24 protein-coding genes and 1 other RNA gene are annotated in these 23,476 nt (G+C 60.9%); 13 read left to right on the top strand and 12 right to left on the bottom strand.

The genetic code is table 11. From position 1 onward, the window contains the following. Nucleotides 1-5 precede the first annotated feature (5 nt). On the top strand, nucleotides 6-2,513 hold the full coding sequence (locus ACVWVP_RS01900) for a fimbria/pilus outer membrane usher protein (protein WP_457404358.1): 2,508 nt from the start codon (nucleotides 6-8) through the stop codon (nucleotides 2,511-2,513). Next, entirely contained in the window at nucleotides 2,503-3,027 is a 525-nt protein-coding gene (locus ACVWVP_RS01895; RefSeq protein WP_457404356.1) for a DUF1120 domain-containing protein, read from the top strand. The genes ACVWVP_RS01900 and ACVWVP_RS01895 overlap by 11 nt, the downstream gene beginning before the upstream one ends. Here the strand turns inward: ACVWVP_RS01895 and ACVWVP_RS01890 are convergent. Genes ACVWVP_RS01890 through ACVWVP_RS01875 form a run of 4 tightly spaced genes read right to left on the bottom strand, consistent with a single transcriptional unit; the run spans nucleotide 2,999 to nucleotide 5,841 of the window. After that, entirely contained in the window at nucleotides 2,999-3,736 is a 738-nt protein-coding gene (locus ACVWVP_RS01890) for an amino acid ABC transporter ATP-binding protein (RefSeq protein WP_178919941.1), read from the bottom strand. The genes ACVWVP_RS01895 and ACVWVP_RS01890 overlap by 29 nt on opposite strands. Beyond that, nucleotides 3,723-4,373, bottom strand: a complete 651-nt coding sequence (locus ACVWVP_RS01885) for an amino acid ABC transporter permease (protein ID WP_178919942.1) — start codon at nucleotides 4,371-4,373, stop codon at nucleotides 3,723-3,725. Before ACVWVP_RS01885 ends, ACVWVP_RS01890 begins: the two co-directional genes overlap by 14 nt. Next, nucleotides 4,370-5,038: an amino acid ABC transporter permease gene (locus tag ACVWVP_RS01880; protein WP_457404354.1), complete on the bottom strand. Its 669-nt coding sequence runs from the start codon at nucleotides 5,036-5,038 to the stop codon at nucleotides 4,370-4,372. Before ACVWVP_RS01880 ends, ACVWVP_RS01885 begins: the two co-directional genes overlap by 4 nt. A 17-nt stretch (nucleotides 5,039-5,055) precedes the next feature. Then, entirely contained in the window at nucleotides 5,056-5,841 is a 786-nt protein-coding gene (locus tag ACVWVP_RS01875) for a transporter substrate-binding domain-containing protein (protein ID WP_259172353.1), read from the bottom strand. A gap of 254 nt (nucleotides 5,842-6,095) precedes the next feature. On the opposite strand from ACVWVP_RS01875, the gene ACVWVP_RS01870 reads away from it, so the two are divergent. The 6 genes from ACVWVP_RS01870 to ACVWVP_RS01845 all read left to right on the top strand — a co-directional run bounded on the left by ACVWVP_RS01870 (nucleotide 6,096) and on the right by ACVWVP_RS01845 (nucleotide 13,368). Further along, nucleotides 6,096-6,791 (top strand): FadR/GntR family transcriptional regulator, encoded by a 696-nt coding sequence (locus tag ACVWVP_RS01870; protein WP_457404352.1) that lies wholly within the window; start codon nucleotides 6,096-6,098, stop codon nucleotides 6,789-6,791. Nucleotides 6,792-6,912: 121 nt separating this feature from the next. Continuing rightward, the gene (trxA, locus tag ACVWVP_RS01865; RefSeq protein WP_003213989.1) at nucleotides 6,913-7,242 is read left to right on the top strand and encodes a thioredoxin TrxA; all 330 of its coding nucleotides are present in this window, start codon (nucleotides 6,913-6,915) and stop codon (nucleotides 7,240-7,242) included. A 234-nt stretch (nucleotides 7,243-7,476) separates the two neighbouring features. Further along, nucleotides 7,477-8,736 carry a transcription termination factor Rho gene (gene rho, locus ACVWVP_RS01860; RefSeq protein WP_016973082.1) on the top strand — a complete coding sequence of 420 codons (1,260 nt, stop codon included), beginning with the start codon at nucleotides 7,477-7,479 and terminating at the stop codon, nucleotides 8,734-8,736. Between the two features lie 155 nt (nucleotides 8,737-8,891). Beyond that, complete coding sequence (locus ACVWVP_RS01855; RefSeq protein ID WP_457404350.1) at nucleotides 8,892-10,874, top strand: acyltransferase family protein; 1,983 nt, start codon at nucleotides 8,892-8,894, stop codon at nucleotides 10,872-10,874. 59 nt (nucleotides 10,875-10,933) lie between these two features. After that, nucleotides 10,934-12,400 (top strand): 4-hydroxy-3-polyprenylbenzoate decarboxylase, encoded by a 1,467-nt coding sequence (gene ubiD / locus ACVWVP_RS01850; RefSeq protein WP_178919946.1) that lies wholly within the window; start codon nucleotides 10,934-10,936, stop codon nucleotides 12,398-12,400. Next, nucleotides 12,400-13,368 (top strand): CDP-6-deoxy-delta-3,4-glucoseen reductase, encoded by a 969-nt coding sequence (locus ACVWVP_RS01845; RefSeq protein WP_178919947.1) that lies wholly within the window; start codon nucleotides 12,400-12,402, stop codon nucleotides 13,366-13,368. Before ubiD ends, ACVWVP_RS01845 begins: the two co-directional genes overlap by 1 nt. A 120-nt stretch (nucleotides 13,369-13,488) precedes the next feature. Here ACVWVP_RS01845 and ACVWVP_RS01840 read toward each other — a convergent pair whose 3' ends face one another. Next, on the bottom strand, nucleotides 13,489-13,971 hold the full coding sequence (locus ACVWVP_RS01840) for a sn-glycerol-3-phosphate transporter (protein WP_310522012.1): 483 nt from the start codon (nucleotides 13,969-13,971) through the stop codon (nucleotides 13,489-13,491). A 329-nt stretch (nucleotides 13,972-14,300) separates the two neighbouring features. On the opposite strand from ACVWVP_RS01840, the gene ACVWVP_RS01835 reads away from it, so the two are divergent. Both ACVWVP_RS01835 and ACVWVP_RS01830 read left to right on the top strand, forming a co-directional pair. After that, nucleotides 14,301-16,688 carry a TonB-dependent receptor plug domain-containing protein gene (locus ACVWVP_RS01835; protein WP_457404347.1) on the top strand — a complete coding sequence of 796 codons (2,388 nt, stop codon included), beginning with the start codon at nucleotides 14,301-14,303 and terminating at the stop codon, nucleotides 16,686-16,688. A gap of 26 nt (nucleotides 16,689-16,714) precedes the next feature. Beyond that, nucleotides 16,715-17,371, top strand: a complete 657-nt coding sequence (locus tag ACVWVP_RS01830; RefSeq protein ID WP_178919950.1) for a gamma-glutamylcyclotransferase — start codon at nucleotides 16,715-16,717, stop codon at nucleotides 17,369-17,371. Here the strand turns inward: ACVWVP_RS01830 and glpT are convergent. Both glpT and ACVWVP_RS01820 read right to left on the bottom strand, forming a co-directional pair. After that, a complete protein-coding gene (gene glpT / locus ACVWVP_RS01825; RefSeq protein ID WP_176996867.1) occupies nucleotides 17,357-18,706 on the bottom strand; it encodes a glycerol-3-phosphate transporter in 1,350 nt (449 codons plus the stop codon). The two genes, ACVWVP_RS01830 and glpT, sit on opposite strands and share 15 nt — an antisense overlap. 292 nt (nucleotides 18,707-18,998) lie before the next feature. After that, entirely contained in the window at nucleotides 18,999-19,976 is a 978-nt protein-coding gene (locus tag ACVWVP_RS01820) for an NADPH:quinone oxidoreductase family protein (protein ID WP_259172349.1), read from the bottom strand. A gap of 150 nt (nucleotides 19,977-20,126) precedes the next feature. Between ACVWVP_RS01820 and ACVWVP_RS01815 the strand changes: the two genes are divergently transcribed. After that, on the top strand, nucleotides 20,127-20,534 hold the full coding sequence (locus ACVWVP_RS01815; RefSeq protein WP_178919952.1) for a flagellar basal body-associated protein FliL: 408 nt from the start codon (nucleotides 20,127-20,129) through the stop codon (nucleotides 20,532-20,534). A 4-nt stretch (nucleotides 20,535-20,538) separates the two neighbouring features. Here the strand turns inward: ACVWVP_RS01815 and ACVWVP_RS01810 are convergent, their stop codons facing one another. Then, nucleotides 20,539-20,988, bottom strand: coding sequence for an EVE domain-containing protein (locus ACVWVP_RS01810; protein ID WP_259172348.1), 450 nt, complete (start codon nucleotides 20,986-20,988; stop codon nucleotides 20,539-20,541). A 195-nt stretch (nucleotides 20,989-21,183) separates the two neighbouring features. Between ACVWVP_RS01810 and ACVWVP_RS01805 the strand changes: the two genes are divergently transcribed. Next, the gene (locus ACVWVP_RS01805; RefSeq protein WP_259172347.1) at nucleotides 21,184-21,333 is read left to right on the top strand and encodes a hypothetical protein; all 150 of its coding nucleotides are present in this window, start codon (nucleotides 21,184-21,186) and stop codon (nucleotides 21,331-21,333) included. 7 nt (nucleotides 21,334-21,340) lie between these two features. On the opposite strand, the gene ACVWVP_RS01800 is transcribed toward ACVWVP_RS01805, so the two are convergent. The 4 genes from ACVWVP_RS01800 to ACVWVP_RS01785 form a co-directional block, all read right to left on the bottom strand. Beyond that, nucleotides 21,341-21,970 carry a 5-formyltetrahydrofolate cyclo-ligase gene (locus ACVWVP_RS01800; RefSeq protein WP_457404343.1) on the bottom strand — a complete coding sequence of 210 codons (630 nt, stop codon included), beginning with the start codon at nucleotides 21,968-21,970 and terminating at the stop codon, nucleotides 21,341-21,343. 57 nt (nucleotides 21,971-22,027) lie between these two features. Continuing rightward, a non-coding RNA gene (gene ssrS / locus ACVWVP_RS01795) (6S RNA) lies at nucleotides 22,028-22,206 on the bottom strand. A gap of 30 nt (nucleotides 22,207-22,236) precedes the next feature. Next, the gene (locus tag ACVWVP_RS01790; RefSeq protein WP_003176812.1) at nucleotides 22,237-22,554 is read right to left on the bottom strand and encodes a cell division protein ZapA; all 318 of its coding nucleotides are present in this window, start codon (nucleotides 22,552-22,554) and stop codon (nucleotides 22,237-22,239) included. Then, a complete protein-coding gene (locus ACVWVP_RS01785) occupies nucleotides 22,551-22,760 on the bottom strand; it encodes a TIGR02449 family protein (protein WP_003177365.1) in 210 nt (69 codons plus the stop codon). The genes ACVWVP_RS01790 and ACVWVP_RS01785 overlap by 4 nt, the downstream gene beginning before the upstream one ends. Nucleotides 22,761-22,898: 138 nt before the next feature. On the opposite strand from ACVWVP_RS01785, the gene ACVWVP_RS01780 reads away from it, so the two are divergent. Then, complete coding sequence (locus tag ACVWVP_RS01780) at nucleotides 22,899-23,456, top strand: YecA/YgfB family protein (RefSeq protein WP_176996862.1); 558 nt, start codon at nucleotides 22,899-22,901, stop codon at nucleotides 23,454-23,456. The last annotated feature ends 20 nt before the right edge of the window (nucleotides 23,457-23,476 follow it).

The raw sequence follows: 23,476 nt of genomic DNA, 5'->3' as shown, positions 1-23,476 counted from the left end.
GGCTCATGCCGAATACAACAAAGCGGGCCGGCAATGGTAGGGCCGCTCTCCGGCTGGGCCGTCCCCCGTTGCTCCTGGGGCTGGCGACACTGTGTGGGCTGCCTGGCTTCGTGACTGCAGTGGAGCTGGGCGAGGGGTTCGACCTCGCAGCACTGACCACCCATGGCATTGACCCGAAGGTGTCCGATTACTTTCGCAGCGCAGCGCGTTTTCGCGAAGGTGTCCAGGTAGTGGGGCTGCGGGTCAATGGTAACCCTCTGGGGTTGGTGGATGCGCGGTTCGATTCGCAAGGGCAGCTGTGTTTTACCCCGGGGCTGCTGGAGAAGGCGGGGGTGGTGAAACCGCCCCGGGTAATCCGTGAAGGCTCGACGCCGGAGCAGGCCTGTCATGATTTTCTGGGTGCCTTTCCGACGACCATGGTGCGATTGCGCCCTGGCAGTGACGAAGTGGTGCTGGTGGTGCCGACCCAATCCTTGCGTGAGCCTGAATGGGAGGCCGGGCATTTTTCCTCCGGCGGTGGTGCGGCCGTGTTCAATTATGACGTGCTGGGTTTCGACAGCCGCACAGGGGGGGAGCCGAGCCGGTTTGTATCCGCCTACACCGAGGCTGGCTTCAATTTGGGCGACTGGATTGTGCGCAGTCGCCAGTTCTATGTCTCCGACAACAGTGAGTCGCGCACCGAGCACCTTTACGCATACGCGCAACGGGACCTTGTCGCGTTGCAATCAACCTTTCAGGTGGGTCAATTGTCGAGCAACAACCCGGTATTCGGTGGTGTGCAGTTTTCAGGTTTTCAGTTATCTCCCGATGGATTGTCCCGAACCCAGGCAGGCGCCGCCAATGTGGTGGTGGAGGGCCTTGCCCAGAGCCAGTCACGTATTGAAGTCCGCCAGTCCGGGGTGTTGATTCACAGCACCCTGGTGCCTGAGGGGCCTTACCGCCTCACCGGCTTGCCGTTGCTCAATGGCACCAGTGACCTGGATGTCACGGTGATCGACGTACGGGGCGCAAAGCGCAACTTCGCGGTGTCGGCGGCCTCGTTCAGGGGAGGCGCGCAGGCGCCGCCGGGGTACTACTTTTCGACGGGCAAGGTGCGCGAGGCTTCGGTGGGGGATAGCCGTACCCCGATGTTTGCCATGGGCAGCGCAAGCTGGGGCCTGGGACGTGATTCAACCCTGGGCCTGGGATTGTTGAGTGCCGAAGACTACTGGGCGGCGGGTGGCACGCTTGGCAGTGTTTTTTTCCAGCGGGTGAATGTGGCCGCACGCCAGAACGTCTCCCGTGACAGCCGCAACGCCGTTTCCGGTGTGCGCAGTACGCTGTCGGTGAGCAGCCCTGTGTACGACAACCTGGACCTCAACCTGAGCGCCACCCGGCAGACCCGGGGCTACCGAGAGGTGCTCGAAGCTGGCAGCTCGCTTCGGGTTGACGACCTCAATTCGCGTTTCAAGAACCACTACACGGCAGGCCTCAGCTGGGTGGATCCGGTGATGGGTGGTTTTTCCCTGGGGTATGCCCGCAGCGACCCATTTGATGGGCGGTCGATGGAACATGTCTTTGCGTCATGGAACAAGTCGTTCGGTGGCACCGATTTGGCGTTGATTGCCGATTCACAGGTCGGAGGCAAAAAAGCGGGACGTGATGCGGCACCTGGAGCTCGCAGGCGAGATGCCGTGCTGGATGAAGGTCTTTCCTTGCGCTTGCAGGTCAGTGTGCCGTTGGGCGGTGATCGCCGTGTGAACAGTTATGCCAGCCGGCGCGGTCATCAGGTCAACGCGGGGACGGCGCTCAGTGAGCGGGTCAATGACGCTGTGAGCTACGAGGTCGGTAGTGAGCGGGATTTCAACGCTCGGGAGCAATCGGTGCGTGGCCAACTCAACCTGACGCCGCGTTACACCCAGGTTGGCCTGGGTGTCAGCCGCGATTCGCAGAACACCAGCTATTCGGGGCAACTGCGAGGAGGTGTGGTGGCCCATGAACGCGGGCTGACCTTCTCGCCCTATACGGTCCAGGACACATTTGGCATCGTCTCGGTGGGAGATATCGGATCGGCCAGAATCGACACCCCTCAGGGCCCGGTGTGGACCGATCCACGCGGTCATGCGGTGATCGCGGGCCTGCCGGCCTACAGCAATAGCCGTATCGAGGTGCAAACCCGATCCCTGCCCAAACGGGTCGACCTGAAGAATGGCACCCGAGTCGTCGCCGCTGGCCGGGGATCGTTCAATACCGTGGACTTTGAAGTGGTGAAGGTGCGTCGAGTGTTGATCAATGCTCGCGACCAGAAGGGCCAGCCGTTGCCCCAGGGAGCTTCGGTGTTCGGTGCGGACGATCGCTTCATGACCAGCGTGGTGGCTGACGGCATGATTTTCCTGAGTGATGTAACGGCGCCGCAAAGCCTGCGGGTATCCCTGCCGGACTCGTCCTCCTGCCAGCTGCGCCTGGCTCCTGAAGTTGAGCCGGACAATGACAAACTCTATGAAACCACGTCGGCGGTGTGCCATGGCCGCTAAAGCGATGTGCCTGGGCCTATTGCTCTGGGGCGGAATGATGGCCCAATGGGCGCGGGCAGATGAGTGTCGGCTGATTGTCAGCCAGGGACGTGTCGATTATGGCGCGATCCGCAATGAGCGCCGCGATGAGCGTGGGGCAGTGGCGATGGGCACTCGCACGGTGCACTTGAATATTCTGTGCCCTCAGCCATCGACCATGGCGTTGCGGTTCAACGGGATGGCGTCCGATAGCGAGGGCTTTCGGTTTGGGCGCGAAGGGCGTTTTCGCCTGAGCCTCAGGCATGCCCGGCTGGATGGGCAGCCGGTGGAATGGGCGGACATGGGTGAACCGGCCGCCGGGCAATTGCTGCCGGGACGGACCCTGGTGGCCCAAGGGGCTGGCCGGCAGTTGGCGGCCCAGGTCGAGATCGATGCCGACCTGCCTGTCGACGCCCTGCGTGTACGCAGCCACACAGTGCTGGAGGGGCAGGGGCATTTCGAGCTGGTCAGTCCGCCTGTTCCACGGAGCCAATGAAGTTGGCGAACTCGGGCGTTTGCGGGTTGGCAAACAACACCTTGGGGTCGCCCACTTCATGCACCTTGCCCTGGTGCATGAACACCAGCTTGTCGCCGACTTCGCGGGCAAAGCGCATTTCGTGGGTCACCATGATCAGCGTCATGCCATCCTTGGCCAGTTGGCGCACCACGCTGAGCACTTCATTGACCAGTTCCGGGTCCAGGGCCGAGGTGATTTCGTCGCACAGCAGCACCTTGGGCGACATGGCCAGGGCGCGTGCAATCGCCACGCGCTGTTGCTGGCCGCCGGACAGGCGATCCGGGAAGGCGTCAAACTTCTCGCCCAGCCCGACGCGTTCCAGCATCTGCTTGGCCAACTGGGCGGCCTTGGCCTTGGGTACTTTCTGCACCACTTGCGGCGCGAGCATCACGTTTTCGCCCACCGTGAGGTGCGGGAACAGGTTGAACTGCTGGAACACCATGCCGACTTTCTGCCGCAGGCTGCGCAGGTCGGCGCGGGCGGCGTCGAGGTATTCGCCGTCGACTTCGATCACGCCATCGTTGATCGATTCCAGGCCATTGAGGGTACGCAGCAAGGTGGACTTGCCCGAGCCGCTGCGGCCGATGATCGCCACCACCTGGCCTTCTTCAACGGTCAGGTCGATGCCCTTGAGCACATGGTGATCGCCGTAATACTTATGCAGGGCGGAAATTCTAAGCAGAGGCATGCAGTCTCCTTTCCAGGTAGCGCGCACTGAGGGACAAGGGGTAGCAGAGCAAGAAGTAACCAAGGGCCACCAGGCCGTAGACCATGAAGGGTTCGAAGGTGGCGTTGGCGAGCATGCCGCCGGTCTTGGTCAGTTCGGTAAAACCGATGATCGAGGTCACGGCGGTGCCTTTGACCACCTGCACCGAGAAACCCACGGTGGGCGCCACGGCAATGCGCAGGGCCTGGGGCAGGATCACGTAGCGCAGTTGCTCCAGCGGGTTGAGGGCCAGGCTGGCCGAGGCTTCCCACTGCCCGTGGGCAATGGAATCGACGCAGCCACGCCAGATTTCGGCGAGGTAGGCACTGGTAAACAGGGTCAGTGCAATGGCGGCCGCCAGCCAGGGTGAAATATCCACACCGAGCAGGGCGATGCCGAAAAACACCAGGAACAGCTGCATCAGCAACGGCGTGCCCTGGAACAGTTCGATATAGGCACGGGCCACTTGGCTGGGGAACGCCTTGCGGCTGATGCGCATCGTCATCACCAACAGGCCGATCACACCACCGCCCACAAACGCCACCAGGGACAGCAGCAGAGTCCATTGCAGGCCGGTGGCGAGGTTGCGCACGATGTCCCAGAAGGAAAAATCACTCATCGGCTGTTCCTCATCACGTAACGGCGGCCGATCCAGTTGAGCAACTGGCGAATCATCAGTGCCATGCACAGGTACACCAGGGTGGTCAGTGCGTAGGTTTCAAAGGCGCGAAAGTTGCGAGACTGGATAAAGTTGGCGGCAAAGCTCAGCTCTTCAGTGGCGATTTGCGAACACACCGCCGAACCGAGCATCACGATGATGATCTGGCTGCTCAGGGCTGGCCACACCTTGCCCAGCGCCGGCAGCAGCACTACGTGACGGAACGCCTCAAAGCGCGTCATGGCCAGCGCGGCCGCCGCTTCCAGTTGGCCCCGGGGAACAGCCTGGATGCCGGCGCGGATGATCTCGGTGGAGTAAGCCCCGAGGTTGATCACCATTGCCAGCACGGCGGCTTGCCATTCGGTGATTTTCAGCCCCAGGGACGGCAGGCCGAAAAAGATGAAGAACAACTGAACCAGGAACGGCGTGTTGCGGATCAACTCGACATACACCCCGAAGAACCAGGCGAACGGCTGGATCTTCCACGCCCGCACCACGGCGCCCACGGTGCCCAGGGCCACCCCCAGGATGGCGCCGATGACCGTCAGTTCCAGGGTGAACAGCGCACCGCGTAACAGCAGGTCGGTATTGGCCAGCACCGGCACAAAGTCAAATTGATACGCCATCAATCAGCTCCGTCGCGTCAGAGGTCGGCAGGCAGCGGCTCTTTGAGCCATTGCATCGCGTTCTTTTCCAGGCTGCCATCAGCCTTGGCGGCGATCAGGATCTGGTTGACCTTTTCCAGCAGTGCCGGCTCGTTCTTGTTCACGCCCACGTACACCGGGGAGTCCTTGAGTTTCACCTTCAGGGCAGGCACGCGCTTGGGGTTGCGCTCGCTGATCGCCACCATCACCACGTTGCCGCTGGCGATCAGGTCGACTTGACCGGCCAGGTAGGCGGCGATGGTCGAGTTGTTGTCCTCGAAGCGCTTGATGGTGGCTTCCTTGGGGGCTACGGCGGTCAGTTCGATGTCTTCGATCGCACCGCGTGTCACGCTGATGGTCTTGCCCTTGAGGTCGTCGGTGGTGCTGACAGGCGCGTCAGGCGGACCAAACACCGCCAGGTAGAACGGCGCGTAGGCCTTGGAGAAGTCGATGACTTTCTCACGCTCGGCGTTCTTGCCCAGGCTGGAGATCACCAGGTCGACCTTGCCGGTGGTGAGGAACGGGATGCGGTTGGTGCTGTTGACCGGTGTCAGCTCCAGCTTGACCTTGAGCTGGTCGGCCAGCAGCTTGGCGGTGTCGATGTCCAGGCCACGGGGTTTCATGTCGGGGCCGACCGAGCCGAACGGCGGGAAGTCCTGGGGCACGGCGACCTTGAGGGTGCCACGGGCGACGATATCGTCCAGACCGTTGGCCTGGGCGGGTGCCTGGCTCAGCATCAGGCTGGCAAACAGGGCTGTGAGCAGGGCGCTGTAGCGCTTGGTCATGGCAACTCTCCGGAAAGGGCGAAGGGAAATCTGTCTTGGCCCAGTGCACAGCCCATGCCAGCCTCGTCAGGTTGGCCTGTAACGCTGGTGTTTGTTGAGGTGCGGTGGTCTTACTGGTCTGAACAGTGCTCATGTTTTTCGCACCCTTTTCGAGCGTCGATAAAACCACGCGAGCCCCTTTGGGGCGTGGCTTGCCGTGGGCTGCGAATAGCTTTACAACTAGCCGCACCGTTGACTGCAACCTTGAGTTTTCCATGAATTCCATCGCCCAAGCCGTACCGGAAGCGGCCCTGCAGGCCATCCGCAAACTCATTAATGAACAGGGCTTTGGGCCGGGTGATGCCTTGCCCTCCCAACGCGACCTGGCTGTGCAGTTGGGGGTCAGTCGGGCGTCTTTGCGCGAGGCGCTGTCGTCCTTGAGTGCCTTGGGGGTCGTCAGTGTGCAACCGGGCAAGGGCGTGTTCGTGCAGGCGGTGGAGGAGTCGCCGGGGTTTGCCTGGCCGTTTGCGGCGCAGGCAACGCCGCTGGATATCTTCCAGTTGCGCTATGCCCTCGAAGGCTTCGCGGCGGGGCTGGCGACGGTCACGTTGACGCTCGATGAGCTCGATGGCCTCGAAGACAATGTCGAGGCGATGCGCAAGGTGCTCAAGGCGGGTGACTTTGAGGCGGCGGCGCGGCTGGACTTCGAATTCCACCAGCGCATCCTGCTGGCCAGCGGCAATCAGGCAATGGTGAGCATCCTGAGTGCCAGTGCCGAGGTGTTCCTGGAAAGCCAGAAGCTACCGTTCATCCGGCCGGAGCGGGCCATGGAGACCTGGCAGGAGCACCGCAAGATCCTGCGTGCCCTGGCCCGTCGTGCCAGCGCAGCAGCGCAGAAAGCCATGCAGGAGCACGTGCGCAACGCGGCCTTGCGCACCGGCATTGCCTTCGTGACGCCCGTGACGCCCTGAGTTGAGCTATACCCAAACTCATGCACCACCATAGCAAGACTCAATCAGAGGCGGCTTCCTGAACGGGGGAAGGGCGGCTATGATGGGCCACGTTTTTTTTGCTTACAATCCGGAGACATCCATGAGCAACGATCTTATCAAGCACGTCACCGACGCGACCTTTGAGGCCGAAGTACTCAAGGCTCAGGGCCCGGTGCTGGTTGACTACTGGGCTGAATGGTGTGGCCCTTGCAAAATGATCGCGCCTGTTCTGGACGACATTGCGACCACCTATGAAGGCAAGCTGACCATTGCCAAGCTGAATATCGACGACAACCAGGAAACCCCGGCCAAGCATGGCGTGCGTGGTATCCCGACGCTGATGCTGTTCAAGAACGGCAACGTCGAAGCCACTAAAGTGGGCGCGCTGTCGAAGTCTCAGCTGCAAGCTTTCCTCGACGCGAACATCTAAGCGTTGTCAAAAAAGCCCCGCAAATTGCGGGGCTTTTTCGTGAAACAGGGCTAGACGCTCCTAAACTCAGGTGGTACATTCGGCCCCGCACTGGTTTCTCCACTGCCCCCTGCAAGCCGTCGCCGACGCTCTCCTTTTCGATTAGTACGCGATCCTGTCGCCTTCTCTGCGGCGCGGCCTCATTAAGCCAAAAGCTTAATTTCCCCCCTCCATAAATGATTACGTCATTCCTATATGAATCTGACTGAACTCAAGCAAAAGCCGATTACCGACCTGCTCCAGCTGGCCGAAGAAATGGGCATAGAAAATATGGCCCGTTCGCGCAAGCAGGACGTGATTTTCTCCCTGCTGAAAAAGCACGCGAAAAGCGGCGAGGAAATCTCCGGTGATGGCGTGCTGGAGATTCTCCAGGACGGCTTCGGCTTCCTCCGCTCTGCTGACGCCTCCTATCTTGCCGGCCCAGACGATATCTACGTCTCGCCGAGCCAGATCCGTCGCTTCAACTTGCGCACCGGTGACACCATCGTTGGCAAGATCCGCCCTCCTAAGGAAGGCGAGCGTTACTTCGCCCTGCTCAAGGTCGACACGATCAACTTTGATCGTCCCGAGAACGCGAAAAACAAGATTCTCTTCGAGAACCTGACCCCGCTGTTCCCGACCGTACGCATGAAGATGGAAGCCGGCAACGGTTCCACCGAAGACTTGACCGGTCGTGTGATCGACTTGTGCGCCCCGATCGGCAAAGGCCAGCGTGGCCTGATCGTCGCACCGCCGAAAGCCGGCAAGACCATCATGCTGCAGAACATTGCCGCGAACATCGCGCGTAACAATCCTGAAGTTCACCTGATCGTGCTGTTGATCGATGAACGTCCGGAAGAAGTGACCGAAATGCAGCGCACCGTGCGCGGCGAAGTGGTTGCCTCCACGTTCGATGAACCGCCAACCCGCCACGTGCAGGTTGCCGAAATGGTGATCGAGAAGGCCAAGCGCCTGGTTGAACACAAGAAGGACGTGGTGATCCTGCTCGACTCCATCACCCGTCTGGCCCGTGCCTACAACACCGTGATTCCGAGCTCCGGCAAGGTATTGACCGGTGGTGTCGATGCCCATGCCCTGGAGAAACCGAAGCGTTTCTTTGGCGCTGCGCGGAACATCGAAGAAGGCGGCTCGCTGACCATTATCGCCACCGCACTGGTTGAAACCGGTTCGAAGATGGACGAAGTGATCTACGAAGAGTTCAAGGGTACCGGCAACATGGAGCTGCCCCTGGACCGTCGCATCGCGGAAAAACGCGTGTTCCCGGCGATCAACATCAACCGTTCCGGTACCCGCCGCGAAGAGTTGCTGACCGCCGACGACGAACTGCAGCGCATGTGGATCCTGCGCAAGCTGCTGCACCCGATGGACGAAGTGGCGGCCATCGAGTTCCTGGTCGACAAGCTGAAAACCACCAAGACCAACGACGAGTTCTTCCTGTCGATGAAGCGTAAGTAACACGACGTTTCAGGTCCGAAAGAATGGCGCCCCAAGGGGCGCCATTTTTTTTGCGTCAGAAAAGGGAGGTTTGGGCGGCATAAGTGTCAGTTAAGAAACAAAAAAGGTGAGGGAAGCTACGTTCGCTTCCATTCGAATCAGGCTGACTACGTTTTATGACTGTTCTTGCTTATCGAAGAGACATCGATGGTTTGCGCGCCGCTGCGGTCCTGGCTGTGGTGCTGTTCCATTTTGGGGTGCCTGGTGTAACAGGCGGCTTCGTCGGGGTTGATGTATTTTTCGTGATTTCAGGGTTCCTGATCACCTCGATCATCTGGCGGGAGCGCCAAGCCGGGCGCTTCAGCTTTGTAGATTTCTGGGCGCGACGTGCCCGGCGCATCCTGCCGGCGTTGTTTGTGATGATGGCGGCTACCCTGGCCGTAGGCTGGTTCCTGCTGGCGCCCAAGGACTACGAGGAGCTGGGGCGGTCGGTGCACTATCAGGTGATCTTCACCTCCAACCTGCTGTTTTCCCGCCAGCACGGCTACTTCGATGCGGCCTCCGATATCAAACCGTTGTTGCACACCTGGTCGCTGGCGGTCGAAGAGCAGTTCTACATCATCTTCCCGTTGTTGCTGACCTTGCTTGCCAGCCGCTTGAAGCATTGGCGCCTGGCGCTGTTCGGGATCCTGCTGGTGTCGTTCGGCATGAGCGTGTGGGCGGTGGCCCATGCACCGCAAAAGGCGTTCTACCTGTTGCATCTGCGTGCCTGGGAATTGCTGGCCGGCGCCATGCTGGCGGTGGTGCCGCTGCGTGATTGGCGTGCCTCGCCCGGCTTGGCCCAAGGAGTCAGCCTGTTGTCGATGGCGCTGATACTGATCGCGGTATTCGGTTTCGATTCAGCTACACCCTTCCCCGGCGCGGCTGCGTTGTTGCCGGTGCTGGGCGTCGTTGGCCTGATCTGGGCCAACGGGCAGCAATCCACCTGGGTCGGGCGCCTGCTGAGTTCACGGGTGATGGTGGGCGTGGGGCTGATTTCCTATTCCTGGTACCTGTGGCACTGGCCTGTGTTCGTGTATGCCAGCTACGCCGCGGTTGATGGCCTGTGCCCGCTGGAGCTGGGTGGGTTGATGCTGCTGAGCCTGGTGCTGGGCTACCTGTCCTGGCGTTTTGTGGAAACCCCGTTTCGGGAGAAGCGCCTGCTGCCCGGGCGCAAGGCGATTCTGGCGACAGCGTGTGTCGGGATCCTGTGCCTCGGCCTTACGGGCGTGGCATTGCGCAAGGCCGACGGTGTGCCGTCGCGCTTGTCCGAACAGGCCCTGCGTTATGCCCAAGCGAAAAAGTGGAGCCCGGAGTTGATGGCGTGCATGGCGGACAAAGACACGCCCGATGAGCGCCTGTTTTGCCATTTCGGCCCCAAAGGCAGCTCGGTCTCTGCGCTGGTCTGGGGCGACAGTCACGCCACCGCCTTGATTCCTGCGCTCGAGGTGGCGGCCAAGCGGCACGACATCAGCCTGGTCGAGGCCAGTTTTGCCGGTTGTGTGCCTTTGGATGGCCTGGAGAACATTGCCCGTTGCGCCCACTTCAACCATCGCGTGGAGAAAGCGATGGCCGAGCAATCCTTCAGCGATGTGGTGCTGGCGGCGCGCTGGAGCCTGTACCTCTATGGGCAGATGTCGGGTGACAAGGAGCATGCGCTCAAAGACCCCGCGACGGGTCAATACGTGCGCGCCATTGCCGAGCAGCGCTTCGCCCAAGGCCTTCGCGAGCGCATCAAGGGCTTGCGCACCGCAGGCCACAGGGTCTGGTTGGTCAAAGAGGTGCCGCTGCAGGAAATCATTGTGCCTTACCGGCTCAGCCGCCTGGCCATGATGCACCGGCCGGTGGATCGGGAAGGCTTGCCCGTGGCGGAGCACCTCAAGCGCCAGGCCTTTATCTCCCAGCTGTTTGCCGAGTTGGCGGCGGCCGACAGTGGTGTCGCGGTGCTCGACCCCGCGCCCTTGTTGTGCGGCGCCGATGGCTTGTGCCGGGTGGAGCTCAACGGCCGAGCGCTGTACACCGATGACAATCACCTTTCTGACGTCGGTGCGCGGCACGTCGAGGCCTTCCTGGAACCGTTGTTCAGTTCGCTGCAATCACGAGGGTTGACGGCCAATTAAGCTGCCAGCCGCCCTCAGAGCAGGTAGGATGTACGCCTATTTTACGGGTGGCATGGTTAATGAAATTCAAGGATCTTCGGGATTTCGTGCAGCAACTTGAGCAGCGCGGAGAGTTGAAACGTATCCAGATGCCGATTTCGCCGGTACTGGAAATGACTGAGATTTGCGACCGTACCCTGCGCAACAAGGGCCCGGCGCTGCTGTTCGAAAACCCGACCGGCTTTGACATCCCGGTGCTTGGCAACCTGTTCGGCACCCCCGAGCGTGTGGCTTTTGGCATGGGTGCCGAGTCAGTCAGCGAGCTGCGCGAGATCGGCAAGCTGCTGGCCTTCCTCAAGGAGCCGGAGCCGCCCAAGGGCTTGAAGGACGCCTGGTCGAAGCTGCCGATCTTCCGCAAGATCATTGCCATGGCGCCCAAGGTGGTCAAGGACGCGGTGTGCCAGGAAGTGGTCATCGAAGGCGACGACGTGGACTTGGCCATGCTGCCGGTGCAGACCTGCTGGCCCGGCGACGTCGGGCCGCTGATCACCTGGGGCCTGACCGTCACCAAGGGCCCGAACAAGGACCGCCAGAACCTCGGTATCTACCGCCAGCAAGTGATCGGCCGCAACAAGGTGATCATGCGCTGGCTGAGCCACCGTGGCGGCGCGCTGGACTTCCGCGAGTGGTGCGAAAAGCACCCCGGCAAACCGTTCCCGGTCTCCGTGGCCCTGGGCGCCGACCCGGCCACCATCCTCGGCGCCGTGACCCCGGTGCCCGACAGCCTGTCCGAGTACGCCTTCGCTGGCCTGCTGCGCGGCAACCGCACCGAGCTGGTGAAGTGCCGTGGCAACGACCTGCAAGTGCCGGCCACCGCCGAGATCATCCTCGAAGGCGTGATTCATCCGGGCGAAATGGCCGATGAAGGCCCGTACGGCGATCACACCGGCTACTACAACGAAGTCGACAGCTTCCCGGTGTTCACCGTCGAGCGCATCACCCACCGGGTCAAACCGATCTACCACAGCACCTACACCGGCCGTCCGCCGGATGAGCCGGCGATCCTCGGCGTGGCGCTCAACGAAGTGTTCGTGCCGATCCTGCAGAAGCAATTCCCGGAAATCACCGACTTCTACCTGCCGCCCGAAGGCTGTTCGTACCGCATGGCCGTCGTGACCATGAAAAAGTCGTACCCGGGCCACGCCAAGCGGGTAATGCTGGGTGTGTGGTCGTTTTTGCGACAGTTCATGTACACCAAGTTCGTTATCGTCACCGACGACGACATCAACGCCCGCGACTGGAACGACGTGATCTGGGCCATCACCACGCGCATGGACCCCAAGCGCGACACGGTGATGATCGACAACACGCCGATCGACTACCTCGACTTCGCCTCGCCGGTGTCGGGCCTGGGGTCGAAGATGGGCCTGGATGCCACCCACAAATGGCCGGGTGAAACCACCCGCGAGTGGGGCCGCGTGATCGTCAAGGATGAAGCCGTGACTGCCCGTGTCGATGCGATCTGGAAAGAATTGGGAATAGATTGATGCGTGTAACCCTGCAACCTTCCGGCGCCGTGCTGGAACTGGTCCCTGGCGAGCGAATCCTCGAAGGCGCGCGTCGCCTGGGTTATGAATGCCCCCAGGCTTGCCGCAATGGCGTGTGCCACGTGTGTGCGGCGCTGTTGGTGGAGGGCCGGGTGCAGCAGGCCGGTGAGGTGCGTGACCATGGCGAGTTCTACACCTGCATTGCCGAGCCGCTGGAAGATTGCATTGTGTTGTGGGATGGCGTGCTGGCGCCGGGAGAGTTGCCGTTGCGCAAGTTGTCGTGCCAATTGAGCGAATGCGTGGAAGTCGGTGGCGACGTGTGGCGCGTGCGCCTGCGGGCGCCGGCCGGCAAGGCGGTGCGCTATCACGCCGGGCAGTACCTGATGATCGAGCGGGACAACGGCGAGAAGTCCGCCTTCTCCCTGGCGTCCGCACCCCACGCCGGGCGCGAGCTGGAACTGCATGTGCTGGCCCGCGAGGACAGTGCCCGCAACCTGCTTGAGCAACTGCAGCGCAACCAGATGGCGCGTATCGAGCTGCCGTTTGGCGATACCCATTTGGCCGAGTTGCCGGACGGGCCCCTGGTGCTGATCGCTGCTGGCACGGGTATGGCGCAGATGCACAGCCTGATCGAACATTGCCGCGCCTCCGGCTTCAAGCACCCGGTGCACCTGTACTGGGGCGTGCGTCGTCCAGAAGATTTCTATGAGATCGAACACTGGGATCAATGGCTGCAACTGCCCAACCTGTTCCTGCACAAAGTGGTCAGTGACCTGTGCGGTTGGGAAGGGCGCTGCGGGTTGTTGCACGAAGCGGTGTGCGAAGACATCAGCGACCTCAAGGCTGTGCACGTCTATGCCAGCGGTTCGCCGGCGATGATCTACGGCACGCTGGACGCGCTGGTGGACGCCGGCATGGATGCACACCAGATGCGTGCCGACGTCTTCGCCTACGCACCCCGTCCCTGACCTGGCTCGGATCTAATGTGGGAGCTGGCTTGCCTGCGATAGCGGTGTATCAGTGGCAAATATTTGGCTGACACACCGCTATCGCAGGCAAGCCAGCTCCCACAGTGATTTATGTTGCTGTCAGAAACGTACGCCAGTGGTCACCATCGCCGCATTGAACCCCAGCAACACCACCTCTGCCGCGACGGGCCCGTAATGCGCGCCGACCGACGGGATGATCACCGGCGCAACGCCGAAACGGTTCAACGGGATCTTGTCGCGGTATTCGCCACGATAGCCCTGGATCACTCCGCCTGTGAGTTTTAAATACACCGGGTAGTCAGTCATGTCGTAGCGCTTGCCTGCATAGGCGTAATACGAGCGCTGGCTGAATGAGTTGCGAAAGGTCGCCCCGCCAATCACCAGCCCCGACGCTTGATTGCGCTCCAGGCCGATCAGGTCCTGGTGGTTGTTGTGGTCGGGGTCGGGTGAAAAGTGCCGGGTGTAGAGGCTGGTCTGCGCGTACCAGAAGCCCTTGTCGTCATTGGCCGCAGGCATTTCGCCGGCGAGGGCCGCAGAGGCCTGGGCGAGGAACAGCAGGCCAGGCAGTGTGGATTTTTTCATGGGTGCGACCTCGATAGTCGGTTTGAAGGGCGGCTAGTTGGGTCGTGACAGGGGCGCTATTTTGACGGCTTGACGCCGGCCCAGGCTGAACCGGGGCTGAAAGTACCGGGATTGCCTGGGCCAATCCTGATGAGCGGGCGCGGGCGCTTATGCTTTCGCTTATTCTTTTTGGGTATTTAATTTATTCAATAGATATCTTTAGGCTATATCGCAACGGACTACCGATTATCTGCCACTAACCAATAACTGACCGCCACCGCCCGCCAGCCGGATCGATCGTATGCATTCAGAGCATTGACGTTCTGACTTTTGATTCCAAGGGGAGCGGTATGGGGAGTTACAAGAAACACGCGCTGTACACGGCGATTTTGTCGGCCAATTTGCTGACCGCCGTGGGATTCAATCCAGCACAGGCGGCGGAAACAGCTGCGGCCGATGCACCCAAACTCGACGCGGTCATTGTCACCGGCACCCGCGCCCAAGAGCGCACGGCCAGTGCGTCGCTGTCGCCCATCGATGTGATCTCCGGCGACACCTTGCGCAGCACCGGCTCTGATGAACTGGGGGCGGTGTTGGCGCGGCTGATTCCTTCGATCAATTTCCCACGCCCGAGCCTGGTGGACGGCGCCGAACTGGTGCGTCCCGCGCAGTTGCGCGGCTTGTCGCCGGACCAGGTGCTGGTGCTGGTCAATGGCAAACGCCGCCACACCAGTGCGTTCGTCAACCTGGGTGGCGCGGTGGGCCGTGGCTCGGCGCCCGCCGACCTGAATGCGATCCCGCTGTCGGCGGTCGATCACATCGAAGTGCTGCGCGACGGCGCTTCTGCACGCTACGGTTCCGACGCGATTGCCGGTGTGATCAACGTGATCCTCAAGCATGACGACCATGGCGGTTCAGTTTCCACCAAGTTTGGCGAGTACAAGAAGGGTGATGGTATCCAGCGCAATCTCAGCGGCAATACCGGCTTTGCATTGGGCGACAACGGCTTTTTCAACCTCTCCGGCGAAGGTGCCGACAACGACTACACCAACCGCGCCGGCAATGACTTGCGGCCGGCGAGTGTCGGTTCGACCACCTATGGCCAGCGGGTCTTCCGCCAAGGCGAGCCGGCTACCAATGAAGGTAAACTGCAGTTCAACTCCGCCTACGCCTTCAACGACGGGCTGGAGTTTTACACCTTCGGCGGCTACAGCAAGCGCCGTGGCGAGACCGCCGCGTTCTATCGGGCCAGCAATGCCTCCAACAACATTGTGGCGCTCAACCCCAATGGCTACCTGCCTCTGATCAAGGGCAACCTGGAAGACACCTCGCTGGTAGTGGGCCTGCGCGGCCTGCTGGCCTACGACTGGCATTACGACCTGTCGGCGAACTACGGCAAGAACCAATATGCGCTGAGCACTGAAACCATCAACACCTCCCTGGGCCTGGCCACGCCGCGCAAGTTCGACAACGGCACCCTGAGCAACGACCAGAAGCAGGTGAGCCTGGACCTGTCCCGTGAATTCGACGTGGGCTTTTTGCCGTATCCGGTTTCCGTGGCGTTTGGCGGCGAGTACCTGCACCAGGGCTATGAAATCGAAGCGGGCGAACCGGCGTCCTACTATCAGACCGGCAGTTCGGGCCTGGGTGGTTTCCGGGATGCCGACGCCGGCAGCAGTTCACGACACAACTGGGCCCAATACCTGGACCTCGAAACCAACTTCACCGAAAAACTCAGCGCGTCGGCCGCCGTGCGGCATGAGGATTACAGCGACTTCGGTTCCAACGTCAGCGGTTCGCTGTCGGCCCGCTACGACTTCACCCCACAAGTGGCCTTGCGCGGCAGTATTTCCAACGGCTTCCGCGCGCCGTCCCTGGCCCAGCAGAACTTTGCCTACACGTCGTCGCAGTTGATCGGTAGCACCATCCAGGAAGCCGGCACGTTCCCAGCCAACAGCAGAGTGGCCCGTCTGCTCGGCGCCGAAGACTTGAAGGCCGAGAAATCGCGCAACTACAGCCTCGGCCTGGTGCTGGAACCGGCGGATGACCTGACCGTGACGGTGGATGTGTATCGTATCGACATCCGCGATCGCATCAGCCTGTCCTCCAACCTGAACCTCAACCCGGCGACCATTGCCTACCTGCAAGCCAATGGGGTCGGCAATATCAACTACACCAGCGCCCGTTACTTCACCAACGCCACCGACACCAGCACTGATGGCGTCGACCTGGTCGCCAATTATCGCTACCAGTTCGACAACGGCATCCGCTGGAACAGCACCGTGGGCTACAACTACAACCACACCAAGGTCACGGACGTGAAGGCCAACCCGGCCATCCTCGACAGCCTGGGCGCCAACCTGGTGCGGGTCGACCGTCGCGAGCGCATCGGTTTGCTGGGCGATACCACGCCACAGCACAAGCTGAGCCTGGGCAACGACTTCACGTTCGGCAATTGGGCGCTGCACAGCAACCTGGTGCGCTATGGTGAATTCACCAGTTATCAGGCGGACAAGGTCAACGACCAGACCTTCAAGGCTGCGTGGGTGTTGGACCTGTCGGCGGACTACAAGCTCAAGAACTGGACCTTCACCCTGGGCGGCGACAACGTCACCGACAAATACCCGGAAAAGGTCAATGCTTTTGCCAGCAGCGGCGGCAACCTCGCCTATAGCACTTTTTCGCCGTACGGTTACAGCGGCGCGTTCTATTACGGTAAAGTTGCCTATAACTGGTAGTACGCAGGAGACCTAAGCGATTCGCCATGACCGTTATTGAAACCGATCTCTCGCATTTGGCTTACCCTCCGCGGCTCGACCTTGGGCCGCAACTCACTCACGAACAGTTGATGAGCTCGATGCAGGCCACCATGGCGCGGCATAAGGGTGGGCCGGTCTGGCTATTCGCTTACGGTTCTTTGATCTGGCGCCCGGAATGCTCGTCCACCGAGCGAGTGCGGGCCCGGGTCCACGGTTATCACCGGGGGCTGTACCTGTGGTCCCAGGAGCATCGGGGTACGCCGGAGTTGCCGGGGCTGGTCTTTGGCCTGGATCGCGGCGGTTCCTGCAGCGGGTTTGCCTACCGCTTGCCGGAAGACCAATTGGAGGCTTCGTTGTACGCCTTGTGGTGCCGCGAAATGCCCTATCCCTCCTACCGGCCACACTGGCTCAGTTGCCGTCTTGAAGATGGCAGCCAGGTGCAGGCATTGGGGTTTGTCCTGGAGCGGCATCTGCCGAGCTACGCCGGCAACCTGCCCGATATCGTGCTCAACCATGTGCTACAGAGCGCTTGCGGGCGTTACGGCACGACTCGCGATTATGTCGAGCAGACCGTCAACGCCCTGCGTAGCCACGCCATGCCAGATAAAAACCTGGAGGCGCGGCTCAAGCGTTGTGCCAAGGGTTGCTCAGGCGGTAGCTGACCGCGCCTCGCTGACACTGTTGGTGTGCCACAGCGTTGGGATGAGGAACGCGATGGCCAACAGGCACGCGCCCACCAGCAACACGAACCCGCCATTCCAACCGAAATGGTCCACGGTGTAGCCCATGGCTGCACTCGCTGCCACCGAACCGCCCAGGTAACCGAACAGGCCCGTGAAGCCCGCCGCCGTACCGGCCGCTTTTTTCGGCGCCAGTTCCAGGGCCTGCAGGCCGATCAGCATCACCGGGCCATAGATCAGGAAGCCGATGGAGAACAGCGCGATCATGTCGATGGTCGGGTTGCCCGGTGGGTTGAGCCAATAGACCAGGGTTGCCACGGTCACCAGCGCCATGAACACCACGCCGGTCAGGCCACGGTTGCCACGGAAGATCTTGTCCGACATCCAGCCGCACAACAGCGTGCCCGGAATACCCGCCCACTCGTAAAAGAAGTACGCCCACGAGGTTTTATCCACGTCGAAGTGCTTGGCTTCCTTGAGGTAGGTCGGCGCCCAGTCCAGCACGCCATAGCGCAGCAGGTAGACGAAGACGTTGGCGAAGGCGATGTACCACAGCATTTTGTTGCGCAGCACGTACTTGACGAAGATTTCCTTGGCGCTGAACTCTTCTTCGTGGCTGGCGTTGTAGCCTTCCGGGTAGTCGTTCTTGTACTGCTCGATCGGCGGCAGGCCTACCGATTGCGGGGTATCGCGCATGGTGATGAAGGCAAACGCTGCCACCAGCAGGGCCACGGTGGCCGGTACGTAGAATGCTGCGTGCCAGTCGTTGAACCAGGCCATGCCCAGCAGGAACAGCGGGCCGATCAGGCCTCCGCCGACGTTGTGCGCCACGTTCCACACCGACACCACGCCGCCGCGTTCTTTCTGCGACCACCAGTGCACCATGGTGCGCCCACTTGGAGGCCAGCCCATGCCTTGGGCCCAGCCGTTGATGAACAGCAAAATGAACATCATGGTCACGCTGGACGTTGCCCAAGGTGCGAAACCGAAAATGAACATCACCCCCGCCGACACCAGCAGGCCGAAGGTCAGGAAGTAGCGTGGGTTGGAGCGGTCGGACACCAGGCCCATCAGGAACTTGGACAAGCCGTAGGCAATCGCGATGGCCGACATGGCCAGGCCCAGTTCACCGCGGGTGTAACCCTCGTCGATCAAGTAGGGCATGGCAAGGGAGAAGTTCTTGCGCAGCAGGTAGTACCCGGCATAGCCGAAGAAGATACCGGCGAAGATCTGCCAACGCAGCCGTCGGTAGGTACTGTCTATTTTTTCTTCAGGCAGGGGCGCCTGGTGTGCGGCAGGTCGAAAGAAAGCAAACATTCAAGAGCTCCAAATTTCTTGTTTTGACTGCGGATGCGAATGTTACAGTTTCGTTACCGAAAATAGCATCGCCTCTTATCTGCAAACACAGGAAATGAGAGCAATCGCATGTTCTCTTACGAACATGTCGCAAATGGATAAGTGTGGGTCGTTATTGGGTTCTTGAGGGTGTTGGAGAACAAATGTGGGAGCTGGCTTGCCTGCGATAGCGATCTATCAGCAGAGAATGTGTTGGCTGACCCACCGCTATCGCAGGCAAGCCAGCTCCCACAGGGATTGCATTTCAGGTCCGTTAGCGGGTCTGGACGACCACTTTGCCCACAGCTCGGCGCTGCCCCAGGTCATTGATCGCTTGGGCGGCCTGTTCCAGCGGGTATACCTGTGACACCAATGGCTTGAGCTTGCCCTCGGCATACCACGTGAACAGTTGCTGAAAGTTCGCCGCATTGTCCTGCGGCTGGCGCTGGGCGAAAGAGCCCCAGAACACGCCGACCACGGATGCGCCTTTGAGCAGCGCCAGGTTCACCGGCAACTCGGGAATCCGCCCGCTGGCAAACCCCACCACCAGCAGGCGGCCGTTCCAGGCGATGGCGCGGACAGCCTGGTCAAACAGGTCACCACCCACCGGGTCGTAGATCACATCGACGCCGTTGCCATCGGTCAGGCGCTTGATTTCGTCCTTGAGGCTGGTTTCGCTGTAGTTGATCAGCTCATCGGCGCCGGCCGCCTTGGCCACGGCCAGCTTGTCGGCGCTGCTGGCGGCGGCGATTACCCGGGCGCCCATGGCCTTGCCGATTTCCACGGCGGCCAGGCCCACGCCGCCCGAGGCGCCGAGTACCAACAGGGTTTCGCCGGGCTGCAGGTTGGCGCGTTGTTTCAGGGCGTGCATGGAGGTGCCGTAGGTCATGCTGAACGCAGCGGCGGTGTTGAAATCCATGCTCGGCGGAATCGGCAGCACGTTGTAGCCCGGTACTGCGACCTGCTCGGCGAAGCTGCCCCAGCCAGTCAGGGCCATGACCCGGTCGCCGGCCTTGAGGTGACTGACCTTCTCACCCACTTCACTGACCACGCCTGCCGCTTCGCCGCCCGGTGAAAACGGGAAGGGTGGCTTGAACTGGTATTTACCCTCGATGATCAGCGTGTCCGGGAAGTTGACCCCGGCGGCGTGCACGTCCAGCAGGATTTCGTTCTTCTTGATCGCCGGGCTGGCGACCTCTTCCAGCACCAGGGTTTCGGCGGGGCCGAAGGCTTTGCAGAGCACAGCTTTCATCGGGCTATTCCTTTTGGCATCGTGGCCGATAAGTGTAGGAGGGTACGCCCGTGGGTCAACGAGCATGCCCGGGCCTGATAAGCCGCCATAAGCTTGTGCTCAGCCTTGCTAGCGTTATGCTACCCGGCAACCGAATTCGAGGAATGAACTGTGAAAGCGTGGATCCTGTTGATGCTGGCCCTGACCTTGCCGATGGCAGCCCAGGCCGAAGAAGCGAAAGAAGGGGAGGCGCCGAAGGTCAGCTATATCAGCCTGACCCCGCCGTTCGTGGGCAACTACGGGCTGGACGGTACGGCCAAACTCAAGGTGTACAAGGCCGACATCGCCCTGCGTGTGACCGGGCCAGAAGCCGCCGCTGCAGTCAAAGCCAATGATGCGCTGATCCGCAACCAGTTGGTGGCGCTGTTCACCCAGCAGACCAACGACACCATGAGCAGTGTCGAAGGCAAAGAGAAGCTGCGCCAGGAAGCCTTGAAGCAGACTCAGCAGGTGATGAGCGATGAAACCGGCAAGCCGGTGGTGGAAGACCTGTTGTTCAACAACCTGATCATCCAGTAACGCTTCACCGCAAACCGATCACCGCCGCCCATTGTTCGGCGGTTACCGGCATTACCGAAAGCCGACTGCCTTTTTGTACCAATGGCAGTTCGGCGAGGGCGGTCTGCTGTTTCAGGTAGCCCAGGCCGAGCACGTTGGGAAAGGTTTCGACGTGGGCCACGTTGATTGCGCTCCACGGGTTCTTCTCCGGGGTTGCCTTGGCGTCGAAGTAGTGGCTTTCGGGTTCAAGCGCGGTGGGATCTGGATACGCCGCCTCGACGATTTTGCCGATGCCGGCAATGCCAGGTTCGGGGCAGCTGGAGTGATAGAAGAAAAACTCGTCGCCCACCGCCATGGCGCGCAGGAAATTGCGCGCCTGGTAGTTGCGCACCCCGTCCCAGCGGGCTTCGCCCAGCTTTTCCAGGCCCTTGATCGAGAGTTCGTCGGGCTCGGATTTCATCAGCCAGTAGGCCATTTTGGGGCTCCTGAAAAAGGCGTTGGGCAAGTTGTCTGGCAATTTTATGACAAACCGACAGTCGGTTGGCGCCAAGGTTTGCGTGTTGGTTCACGTTACCGCAGAATGCCGGGATTTTAAGCTTGACGCAGCTGCAACGGACTACTTTGGAACGTTGTTGTCATCGTGTACGAGGTGCCTGAAGGGGGGCAATCGATGCAACGTAAACCGGATTTACTATGGATTTTGGTTATTTTGTTTGGTCTGGGCGTCGTGACCACCGGGTATGCGCAAAGCTTGTGGTCGAACAAGAGCGATGCGCCCGTTGAGCTGGCTCAACAGCCGCCGCAACCGTTCAAGCGTTAACACTGCTTCAAGGCGTCGCTGGTTCCAGCGGCGTTTCCGCAACATACCATTGCTTATCGGTGACAGTGCCTGCCAACGGCACGTCCCAGCTTGCCTGTGCCAGGCGATCGACCTTCTGACATTCATGGGCCAGGCCCAGCAATGTCGGCTTGCGCCAGTGTTGTCGGCGAGCGAGGTAAGCCAGGCTGCGGTCATAGAATCCGCCGCCCATGCCCAGGCGACCGCCAGCATCATCGAACCCCACCAGCGGCAGCAATACCAGGTCCAGCGCCCAGACCTGACGTTGGTGTTTGGCATTCACCCGTGGCTCAAGAATACGGAAGCGGTTGGGCGATAACTTATCCCCAGGCCGCACACGCTGAAACACCATCTTGGTCCGTGGCCAGGCGCTGAGCACCGGCAGGTAGGTGGCTTTGCCCCGGCGTTGGGCGGCGCGCAGCAGCAGGCGCGGATCGATTTCACCGTCCGTCGGTAGATACAAGGAAATGTGTTTGGCCCGGCGAAACAGCGGTTGCTGTGCCAGTTGCCGATACAGGCCGTGAGCGGCCTTGCGCTGCTCGCTCGGCGTGAGGGCGCGACGGGCTTTGCGCAACATGCGTCGAAGTTGCGGACGGGAAAGCGGCGCAGGTTCGGTCATGGTTTTCGGCTCATAAAACAATGCCAGTCCGAAGACTGGCATTGAGTTTGGGAATTCAGGCTCCCCGACAGAGCCGCTGTCGACTTAGCCCTTGAACCCGAAAGTTCAAGGTGGAAGATGCAGTAGGCTTTAAGGCTTTCCGTCTAGCGGACATGCACACCAGCCCAACGTGCAACTTCCAGGGTAGTGCGAATCGGCTCAGGGACATCGCCGACTGGCAAACACGCCAGGGAGTGGGGCGAGTATACCTTAAACAGCCTCGGCAATCAGCCCTTGGGTGCGTCTGAATCGCTGGAAAGCACCAGATCGACACGCTCCAGCAGGTCGCGCACCTGCTCACGCGTCGAGCCGCTGGCCTGCACGTCAGGCCGTTCCTGCTTGTGCAGCAGGTCGTGGGTGATATTCAACGCGGCCATCACGGCGATGCGGTCGGCACCGATCACTTTGCCGCTGCTGCGGATTTCACGCATCTTGCCATCCAGGTAACGGGCGGCGCTCACCAGGTTGTTGCGCTCTTCCTGGGGGCAGATGATCGAATATTCTTTGTCGAGGATCTGCACGGTTACGCTATTGCTTGAACTCATGAGTCTTGCTCCAGGGCCTTCAGGCGCGAAATCATCGATTCGACCTTACGCCGGGCGATTTCGTTTTTTTCAATGAGGTGAGCGCGTTCCTCGCGCCAGGTCTTTTCCTGAGCTAATAGGAGTCCGTTTTGACTCTTAAGTTGCTCGACCCGATCAATTAGCAGTTCGAGTCTGGCCATCAGCGCTTGCAGGTCGGTGTCTTCCATTGGGTTCCACTGGATTTGTCTGATGAATGGCAACTTCAGGATAAACGATCTGACGCCCTCGATAGTCTTGGTACGTCTGCCGGTGCTAGGATACAGCGCTCCATTCTAGACATTGCGCCGTCTGGCGCCTAGCTCACCATGCCCATTCAGAACTCCCCGTATGACGCTTTTTCCAAACTGCTGAGCACCAGCGGCCACCCATGCTCGCCTGCCGAGCTGCACGGCGTGTTGCTGGGCCGCAGCTGCACCGGTGTCGGCTTCGATGCCGACAACTGGCTGGCCGATGTGGCCGAACTGCTGGAGAAAGAGCCCGAAGACAACGTGCGCAACGCGCTGATCGGCCTGCAGGAAATGGTCAAGGGCGAGCTGACCGGTGACGACGTCACCGTGGTTCTGCTGCTGCCGACCGACGACGCGCCGCTCACCGAACGTGCCGCCGCCCTGGGCCAATGGTGCCAAGGTTTCCTCCACGGTTTCGGCGTGAATGCCGGCGGCCTGGAGTTGAGCACCGACGCACAGGAAGTGTTGCAGGATTTGGCAGCGATCTCCCAGGTGCAAGATGCCCTGGAAGAATCCGAAGACGGTGAAAGCGACTATATGGAAGTGATGGAATACCTGCGCGTCGCGCCGCTGTTGCTGTTCACCGAGACCAAAAAGTCCGCTGAGCCGGCTGCGCCCAAACCGTCGCTTCACTAAGAAAGGAAGCCCATCTGCCC

This window comes from Pseudomonas sp. TE24901 (assembly GCF_054058375.1).
This window is presented reverse-complemented; position numbering and strand designations above follow the sequence as displayed.

Coding starts and splice junctions, on each gene's coding strand:
- ACVWVP_RS01895 (WP_457404356.1), top strand. CDS start 2,503: ATGGCCGCTAAAGCGATGTGCCTGGGCCTATTGCTCTGGGGCGGAATG.
- ACVWVP_RS01790 (WP_003176812.1), bottom strand. CDS start 22,554: ATGAGTTCAAGCAATAGCGTAACCGTGCAGATCCTCGACAAAGAATAT.
- ACVWVP_RS01805 (WP_259172347.1), top strand. CDS start 21,184: ATGCAACGTAAACCGGATTTACTATGGATTTTGGTTATTTTGTTTGGT.
- ACVWVP_RS01875 (WP_259172353.1), bottom strand. CDS start 5,841: ATGACCAAGCGCTACAGCGCCCTGCTCACAGCCCTGTTTGCCAGCCTG.
- rho (WP_016973082.1), top strand. CDS start 7,477: ATGAATCTGACTGAACTCAAGCAAAAGCCGATTACCGACCTGCTCCAG.
- ACVWVP_RS01830 (WP_178919950.1), top strand. CDS start 16,715: ATGACCGTTATTGAAACCGATCTCTCGCATTTGGCTTACCCTCCGCGG.
- ACVWVP_RS01840 (WP_310522012.1), bottom strand. CDS start 13,971: ATGAAAAAATCCACACTGCCTGGCCTGCTGTTCCTCGCCCAGGCCTCT.
- ACVWVP_RS01785 (WP_003177365.1), bottom strand. CDS start 22,760: ATGGAAGACACCGACCTGCAAGCGCTGATGGCCAGACTCGAACTGCTA.
- ACVWVP_RS01885 (WP_178919942.1), bottom strand. CDS start 4,373: ATGAGTGATTTTTCCTTCTGGGACATCGTGCGCAACCTCGCCACCGGC.
- ACVWVP_RS01855 (WP_457404350.1), top strand. CDS start 8,892: ATGACTGTTCTTGCTTATCGAAGAGACATCGATGGTTTGCGCGCCGCT.
- ubiD (WP_178919946.1), top strand. CDS start 10,934: ATGAAATTCAAGGATCTTCGGGATTTCGTGCAGCAACTTGAGCAGCGC.
- ACVWVP_RS01800 (WP_457404343.1), bottom strand. CDS start 21,970: ATGACCGAACCTGCGCCGCTTTCCCGTCCGCAACTTCGACGCATGTTG.
- ACVWVP_RS01835 (WP_457404347.1), top strand. CDS start 14,301: ATGGGGAGTTACAAGAAACACGCGCTGTACACGGCGATTTTGTCGGCC.
- ACVWVP_RS01900 (WP_457404358.1), top strand. CDS start 6: ATGCCGAATACAACAAAGCGGGCCGGCAATGGTAGGGCCGCTCTCCGG.
- ACVWVP_RS01870 (WP_457404352.1), top strand. CDS start 6,096: ATGAATTCCATCGCCCAAGCCGTACCGGAAGCGGCCCTGCAGGCCATC.
- ACVWVP_RS01810 (WP_259172348.1), bottom strand. CDS start 20,988: ATGGCCTACTGGCTGATGAAATCCGAGCCCGACGAACTCTCGATCAAG.
- ACVWVP_RS01890 (WP_178919941.1), bottom strand. CDS start 3,736: ATGCCTCTGCTTAGAATTTCCGCCCTGCATAAGTATTACGGCGATCAC.
- ACVWVP_RS01880 (WP_457404354.1), bottom strand. CDS start 5,038: ATGGCGTATCAATTTGACTTTGTGCCGGTGCTGGCCAATACCGACCTG.
- ACVWVP_RS01780 (WP_176996862.1), top strand. CDS start 22,899: ATGCCCATTCAGAACTCCCCGTATGACGCTTTTTCCAAACTGCTGAGC.
- glpT (WP_176996867.1), bottom strand. CDS start 18,706: ATGTTTGCTTTCTTTCGACCTGCCGCACACCAGGCGCCCCTGCCTGAA.
- trxA (WP_003213989.1), top strand. CDS start 6,913: ATGAGCAACGATCTTATCAAGCACGTCACCGACGCGACCTTTGAGGCC.
- ACVWVP_RS01845 (WP_178919947.1), top strand. CDS start 12,400: ATGCGTGTAACCCTGCAACCTTCCGGCGCCGTGCTGGAACTGGTCCCT.
- ACVWVP_RS01820 (WP_259172349.1), bottom strand. CDS start 19,976: ATGAAAGCTGTGCTCTGCAAAGCCTTCGGCCCCGCCGAAACCCTGGTG.